The sequence below is a fragment of the Micromonospora foliorum genome, assembly GCF_022229015.1.
GTDB lineage: Bacteria > Actinomycetota > Actinomycetes > Mycobacteriales > Micromonosporaceae > Micromonospora > Micromonospora foliorum.
Window position 1 is genome coordinate 1 of the sequence record NZ_JAKKFF010000152.1, and the last position, 6,758, is coordinate 6,758.

The following is a 6,758-nucleotide window of genomic DNA, read 5'->3' on the forward strand; positions in this document are numbered from 1 at the left end:
CTCGACCGCGCCGTCCACCACCACCTCGTCGCCGGTGCGCGCGGCGCGGGCCAGCGCCCGGATGGGGCGTACCACGAGGGTGTGCTGGACGTCGTCGAGCCGGAACGCGCGGGCGAAGACCGGCCGCAGCGGACCCAGCGCGGCCGCCGGGTCGGCGGCCCTGTCGCGCCGCCAACCCAGCGTCACCAGGCCGGCGCCGAGCAGCAGGAACGCGAGCGGCAGCAGCACCCCCGGCCCCAGGTGGACCAGGCCGTCCTCGGAGCCCGCCACCGGAACGGTGGGGAACCGCAGGCGGTCGGCGAACGCCCCGACGAACCCGGCCAGACCGAGTAGCGCGGCCGGTACGGCCAGCAGCACCACCGGCCAGCGCAGCACCGCCGGCGGGTCGTGCGGCCGGAGCAGGGGCAGGCGCGGAGCGCCGAAGAAGGTGCGCAGCAGGAGCCGACCGGCGTACCAGGCGGTGACCGCCACGCCGACCAGCCCGGCGACCCAGACGATCCAGCCCACCCAGGACGGGGCCGGGCCGGTGCCCTCCAGCGCGGCCGACTCGGCGACCGTGAGTACGCCGTCCTTGCTCCAGAAACCAGCAAGCGGCGGCACCCCGGCCAGCGCGCCCAGGCCCACCACCGTGCACCAGAACGTCACAGGCATGCTGCGCCGCAGCCCGCCCATCTCCGACATCAGGGTGGTGCCGACGGCGTGGATCACCGCGCCGGCGGCGAGGAACAGCAGCGCCTTGAAGGCGGCATGGGTGAGCAGGTGGAACAGCGCCGCCGAGGGTGAGCCGACCGCCAGCGCGCCGGTCATGTAGCCCAACTGGGACACGGTCGACCAGGCCAGCACGCGCTTGATGTCGTCCTGGGCGGTGGCGGCGAGCGCGCCGAGCAACAGCGTGATCGCGCCGAGCACCCCCAGCACGGTCAGCGTCACCGGCGCGGCCGTGAACAGCGGGTAGAGCCGGGCCACGGCGTACACCCCGGCGGCGACCATCGTCGCGGCGTGGATCAGCGCGGAGATCGGAGTCGGGCCGGCCATCGCGTCCGGCAGCCAGGTGTGCAGCGGGAACTGGGCGCTCTTGCCGGCCACACCGGCGAGCAGCAGCAGGCCCGCCGCGGTCAACGTGGCGCCGGAGTGGTCGTGGGCCAGCACGTCGGCGATCCGGAAGCTGCCCGTCGACACGCCCAGCAGCGCGATGCCGAGCAGGAACCCGACGTCACCGACCCGGGTCACCAGGAACGCCTTCATGGCGGCGGCGGGGGCGCCGGCCAGTCGGCGGTCGTGGGCGATCAGGAGGTACGAGCAGAGGCCCATCACCTCCCAGCCGACCAACAGCATGATCAGGTCGCCGGCGACCACCACCAGCAGCATGGCACCGGTGAAGAGGCTGATCTGGGCGGCGTAGGGCGGGTAGCGGTGGTCCACGTCGACGTCGTCGTGGGGGCCGCGCCGCAGGTAGCCGATCGAATAGACCTGCACGGCCAGGGCTACGGCGGTGACCGCCACCGCGACCAGTGCGGCGGCACCGTCCAGCCGTACGCCGAGGGTCACCGCCAGCCCGCCGAAGTCCACCCAGGTGGCCGACGTCTCCGTCGGCCCGTCGACCGTGAGCAGCAGCGCCACGGCCAGCGCAAGCGCGCCGGCCGCGCCGGTGACGCCGAGCGTCACGGCGACCGTCCGGGCCCGGTCGCCGCCGGTCGCGCTGTTACGCCGAGGGGCCGGTGGCAGCAGCAGGCCGAGCAGCCCGGCGACCAGCGGTACGGCGGGCAGCAGCGCCCCGAGCAGCCCGGTCACCGGCCCGCCTCCGACTCCAGGACGACCGGCTCGCGCCCGCCGACAGGATCCGACGGCTCGGTCAGCGGCACGTCATCCACGGCGACGGTCGCCCGCAGCCGGTAGAGCTGAAGGACGATCGCCAGCCCCACCCCGATCTCGGCGGCGGCGAGCACGATGACGAACAGCGCGAAGACCTGCCCCGAGTGCGGGAGCACGGCGCGGGCGGTGGTGTCCGCGGTGACCAGGATCAGGTTGACCGCGTTGAGCATCAACTCCACCGACATCAGCACCAGTACCGCGTTACGGCGGCGCAGGACGCCGTACACGCCGAGGCCGAACAGCAGCGCGGCGGTGACGTACGGGATGACCGGCCTCACCGGCGCCCCCCGGACTCGCTGTCGACCAGGTCAGCCGCCCGGCCGTCGGCGGGCGGGCCCGCTCGGCCGATGTCCGGCCGGGACAGCACGATCGCGCCCACCAGCGCGGAGAGCAGCAGCACCGAGAGCACCTCGAACGGCAGCACCCAGGATTGGAAGATCTGCTCCCCCAGCCGCTCGGCCGTGCCCGCGGCGGGTAGCGCGACGGTGCTCCAGCGGTACGCGTCGACAAGCAGGGCGGTCAGCCCCAGCCCGGCGCCACCACCGATCAGCGCGGCCGGCCAGCCGGGCCGGTCCAGGTCGTCTGAGGCGCCGATCGGAGCCCGGGTCAGCATCACCGCGAACAGCAGCAGGACCACCACCGCGCCCACGTAGATCAGCACCTGCACCCAGGCCACCAACTCGGCGCTGAGCACCAGGAAGTCACCGGCCAACGCGCCCAGGCACACCACCAGGTAGAGCCCGGCCCGGACCAGGTGTTTCGTGGTTACCACAAGCACGCCGGCACCGACCGCCACCGCACCGAGGGCGAGCAGCAGCACATCCGCCCCGGTCACCGGACCGCCCTTCCGGCTCGGGCGCACACGACGGCTCGGGCGCTCACGACGCGGAACCCGGGTCGGCGTCGGGCTCGGGGCGTACCGCTGGCGGAGCGGGACGTGCGGCGGCCGCCTTGCGCGCGGCGGACGTCTCCTCCTTGGCCGGCTCGCCGTTCGGGTCGTGCGCGGGCGGCGGCGGAACGGTGGCCATCCACTGACCGAGGTGGTCCTTGTCGTGCAGCAGGTCCTTGATGTCGTACTCGGCGTACTCGAACTCGGGTGACCAGTAGAGCGCGTCGAACGGGCAGACCTCGATGCAGATGCCGCAGTACATGCAGAGCGAGAAGTCGATGTCGAACTTGTCGAGCACGTTGCGCTGGCGGGGGCGGGCGGCGCCGGGCACCGCCACCTCCTCCTTGTGCGAGTCGATGTAGATGCACCAGTCCGGACACTCGCGGGCGCAGAGCATGCAGACCGTGCAGTTCTCCTCGGACAGGGCGATCACGCCGCGCGAGCGGGGCGGCAGGTCGGGAGCCGTGTCCGGGTACTGCTGGGTGGTCGAACGGCTGGTCATCGTCTTGAGGGTGACCGCCAGCCCCTTCACCAGGCCCGCGCCGGGAAGGCCGCGTTCGCCGGTGCCACCGCGCTCGCTGGGGTCGCTCATGTCGACCATCCTGCCCTGTGGCCACGGCGCGCGCGACCACCACCCACAGGTCGGCGGCGGTACCGTGGTCGCGGGGAGAACGAACGCACCTGGAAGGACCGGCCATGACCGCCGCGCTGCAGAGCGACTACCCGCCTGAGGGCGGGTGGACGACTGACGATCTGGATGCGCTGCCCGAGGATGGCCGCCGCCGGGAACTGCTTGATGGAGTGCTGCTGATGTCCCCCTCCTCACCTACCGGATCGACGCGGTGAACGAGGTCTACACCGAGACCGGGCGGTGGACGAAGTTCGTCGACACCGGCGAGCCCTTTCCGATCAATCTGCCGATCAGCCGGATCACGCCCCGGGTCCGCTGACGACGGCCGGTGGGAGCATCTCGACGCCGAGCTGTTGCAGCAACTGGAACAGCTCGTTGCAGCTCCACACCTCGACGATCCGGCCCGCCGGGTCGAAGCGCAGGAACGTCGCCCCCGAGTAGCTGACCACCTGCCCGGTCGGCGGCACCGGCCCGAACTGCCCCGCGTGGGTGCCGGCGGCCCGCCAGTGCACGGCCACCCGCTCGCCGGCCGCGACCACGTCGACGATCTTGTAGCGCAGGTCCGGGAAGGCCGCCCGGCGCTCGCGGTGCCAGGCCAGCGTCGCCTCCGGCCCGGTGCCGCCCAGCCCCGGGCACTCCTCGGCGACCAGCTCGTACGCCGACTCCTCCTGGCGGGCATTCCACACATCCGCGATGAACCGCCGGGCCGCCGCCTCCACATCCGTCATCCCGGCAGGGTATCCGGGACCACGGTGCGCCGTAGATCCGCCAGGATTGGGTAGAGACACTGACCAGACCGGGAGGAGCGACGTGGGCGAGGAACAAGGCGGCAAGTACGTCGAGCCGGGCGGCGAGTTCACCCGCGACCAGCGGTACATCGCCACTCGGATCACCGAGGACGGGCGCGACGGGTATCCGGTCGAGCCAGGCCGGTACCGGCTGGCGGTCAGCCGGGCCTGCCCCTGGGCCAACCGACTGATCATCGTACGGCGGTTGCTCGGTCTGGAGGACGCCATCTCGATGGCGGTGGCCGGCCCGACCCACGACGCCCGGAGCTGGACCTTCGACCTCGACCCGGACGGCCGGGACCCGGTGCTCGGCATCGAGCGCATCCAGGAGGCGTACTTCAAGCGCTTCCCCGGCTACGAGCGCGGCATCACCGTGCCGGCGATCGTGGACGTGCCGACCGGGCAGGTGGTGACCAACGACTACGCGCAGATGAGCCTGGACCTGTCCACGCAGTGGAGGGCGTACCACCGCGAGGGCGCCCCGCAGCTCTACCCCGAGCACCTGCGGGAGCAGATCGACGAGGTCAACGCCGTGGTGTTCCGGGACGTGAACAACGGCGTCTACCGGTGTGGGTTCGCGGGCAACCAGGAGGCGTACGACAAGGCGTACCACCAGCTCTTCGACCGGCTGGACTGGCTCACCGAGCGGTTGACCGACCAGCGCTACCTGGTGGGCGACACCATCACCGAGGCCGACGTGCGGCTGTTCACCACGCTGGTCCGCTTCGACCCGGTCTACCACGGCCACTTCAAGTGCAACCGGCAGAAGCTGAGCGAGATGCCGGTGCTGTGGGCGTACGCCCGGGACCTGTTCCAGACGCCCGGCTTCGGCGACACCATCGACTTCGACCACATCAAGCGGCACTACTACGAGGTGCACCGCGACATCAACCCGACCGGGATCGTCCCGCTCGGCCCCGACCTGTCCAACTGGCTCACCCCGCACAGCCGGGAAACGCTGGGCGGCCGCCCCTTCGGCGACGGCACCCCGCCCCCACCCCCGGCCGAGCCCGTCGACCCCGCACACACCCCGCTGCGCTGACCGGGGACCCACGGGCCACACAGCACGCCACACGCACACGCCGCACGCCGCACGCCGCAGGCCACACGCGACACGCCACACGCCGCGAGTTCGTGTGCGCTGAGGGGCCCACACGCCGCAAGATCGTGCTCGATCCTGGATTTAGGGGCCTCCCAAATCGCCGAGGCCACTACAACCAGGATCGAGCACGATCTTGCGGTGTTCTCGCCGCGCGGTGCGGGATCATGCGGCGTTCTCGCCGCGCAGTGCGCGGTCGCGGGGTCTCGCGGTCTCGCGGTCGCGCGGTCTCGCGGTCTCGCGGTCTCGCGGTCTCGCGGTCTCGCGGTCGCGCGGTCTCGCGGTCTCGCGGTCGCGCGGTCTACAGGGCGATGCGGACGGCTGCGGTGAGGACCAGTTGCGCCAGGGATGCGGGTACCAGCACCAGCCAGCAGAGGCGTTGCAGCTGGTCCTCGCGTAGCCGGGGGTAGGACACCCGGAGCCAGATGATCACGAAGGACACCGCGAAGATCTTGAGCAGCGTCCAGAGCCAGCCCAACTGGTCGTCGGCGAACGGGCCCTGCCAACCGCCCAGGAACAGCACCGTGGTCAGCGCGGCGATCACCACGATGCCGACGTACTCGGCGAGCAGGAAGAACGCGAACCGCAGACCGGTGTATTCGGTCATGTAACCGAAGACCAGCTCCGAGTCGGCCACCGGCATGTCGAACGGTGGCCGACGGATCTCGGCCAGCCCGGCGACGAAGAAGATGATCATCGCGGGTGCCTGCCAGAGCAGCCACCACGGCTGCCACGCCTCGACGATGCCGGACAGGCTGAGCGTGCCGGCCGCCATCGCCACCGACGCGGCGGCCAGCACCAGCGGCAGCTCGTAACCGAGCAACTGGGCGGCCCCGCGCAGCCCGCCCAGCAGGCTGTACTTGTTGGCCGACGCCCACGCCGACATCAGCACCGCCACCACCCCGACGCCGACCACGGCGAGCACGAAGAAGAGGCCGATGTCCAACGGTTGCCCGACCAAATCGTTCGGACCGAGCGGAATGACCAGCAGCACCAGCAGGTAGGGCACCAGCGCCACCGCCGGCGCCAGCCGGAACACCGCCCGGTCCGCCTCGCGCGGCGTGATGTCCTCCTTCTGCACGAACTTGACCCCGTCGGCCACGAGCTGCGCCCAGCCGTGGAAGCCGCCCGCGTACATCGGGCCGAGCCGGCCCTGCATGTGCGCCATCACCTTGTGCTCGGCCTGGCCGACAAGCAACGGCAGGGTGAGGAACGCGACCACCACGCCGCCGATCCGGAGCACCAGCTCCACCCAGAGCGGCATCAGGCCGTACCCCCGTCGTGGTCGCTCCGGCCGGCGCGGCCCGGCGGGTCCGCGATCGGCTCGCCGCCCGGTGCGGCCGGGTCGGCCGGTCCCGCGCCAGGCTTGTCAGGTGCGGCCGCGCCGGACACCGGCTCGGCCCCCGGGCGGGCGCCGGGGACGGGCTGGTCGGCCGGGGCAGCACCGGGCCTGGGATCGGCAGCCGGACCAGCGCCGGA

The 6,758-nt window shown here is 72.2% G+C and carries 8 protein-coding genes; 2 read left to right on the forward strand and 6 right to left on the reverse strand.

Annotated elements, in window-relative coordinates:
- The 4 genes from PSH25_RS13180 to PSH25_RS13195 form a co-directional block, all read right to left on the reverse strand.
- The coding region (locus PSH25_RS13180) for an NADH-quinone oxidoreductase subunit 5 family protein (protein WP_238659371.1) at positions 1-1,791 on the reverse strand (1,791 nt) is incomplete at its 3' end.
- Entirely contained in the window at positions 1,788-2,150 is a 363-nt protein-coding gene (gene nuoK, locus PSH25_RS13185; RefSeq protein ID WP_238659372.1) for an NADH-quinone oxidoreductase subunit NuoK, read from the reverse strand. The genes nuoK and PSH25_RS13180, both read right to left, overlap by 4 nt.
- Positions 2,147-2,707 carry an NADH-quinone oxidoreductase subunit J family protein gene (locus tag PSH25_RS13190; protein ID WP_238659373.1) on the reverse strand — a complete coding sequence of 187 codons (561 nt, stop codon included), beginning with the start codon at positions 2,705-2,707 and terminating at the stop codon, positions 2,147-2,149. The genes nuoK and PSH25_RS13190 overlap by 4 nt, the downstream gene beginning before the upstream one ends.
- A gap of 43 nt (positions 2,708-2,750) precedes the next feature.
- Complete coding sequence (locus PSH25_RS13195; protein WP_238659374.1) at positions 2,751-3,362, reverse strand: NuoI/complex I 23 kDa subunit family protein; 612 nt, start codon at positions 3,360-3,362, stop codon at positions 2,751-2,753.
- Between the two features lie 95 nt (positions 3,363-3,457).
- Between PSH25_RS13195 and PSH25_RS13200 the strand changes: the two genes are divergently transcribed.
- A complete protein-coding gene (locus tag PSH25_RS13200; protein WP_238659375.1) occupies positions 3,458-3,607 on the forward strand; it encodes a hypothetical protein in 150 nt (49 codons plus the stop codon).
- 84 nt (positions 3,608-3,691) lie between these two features.
- Here the strand turns inward: PSH25_RS13200 and PSH25_RS13205 are convergent, their stop codons facing one another.
- Complete coding sequence (locus PSH25_RS13205) at positions 3,692-4,120, reverse strand: ester cyclase (protein ID WP_238659376.1); 429 nt, start codon at positions 4,118-4,120, stop codon at positions 3,692-3,694.
- Positions 4,121-4,166: 46 nt separating this feature from the next.
- Between PSH25_RS13205 and PSH25_RS13210 the strand changes: the two genes are divergently transcribed.
- The gene (locus PSH25_RS13210; RefSeq protein WP_274527415.1) at positions 4,167-5,222 is read left to right on the forward strand and encodes a glutathione S-transferase family protein; all 1,056 of its coding nucleotides are present in this window, start codon (positions 4,167-4,169) and stop codon (positions 5,220-5,222) included.
- A gap of 358 nt (positions 5,223-5,580) precedes the next feature.
- On the opposite strand, the gene PSH25_RS13215 is transcribed toward PSH25_RS13210, so the two are convergent.
- Positions 5,581-6,543 (reverse strand): complex I subunit 1/NuoH family protein, encoded by a 963-nt coding sequence (locus PSH25_RS13215; protein WP_030329816.1) that lies wholly within the window; start codon positions 6,541-6,543, stop codon positions 5,581-5,583.
- Between the last annotated feature and the right edge of the window lie 215 nt (positions 6,544-6,758).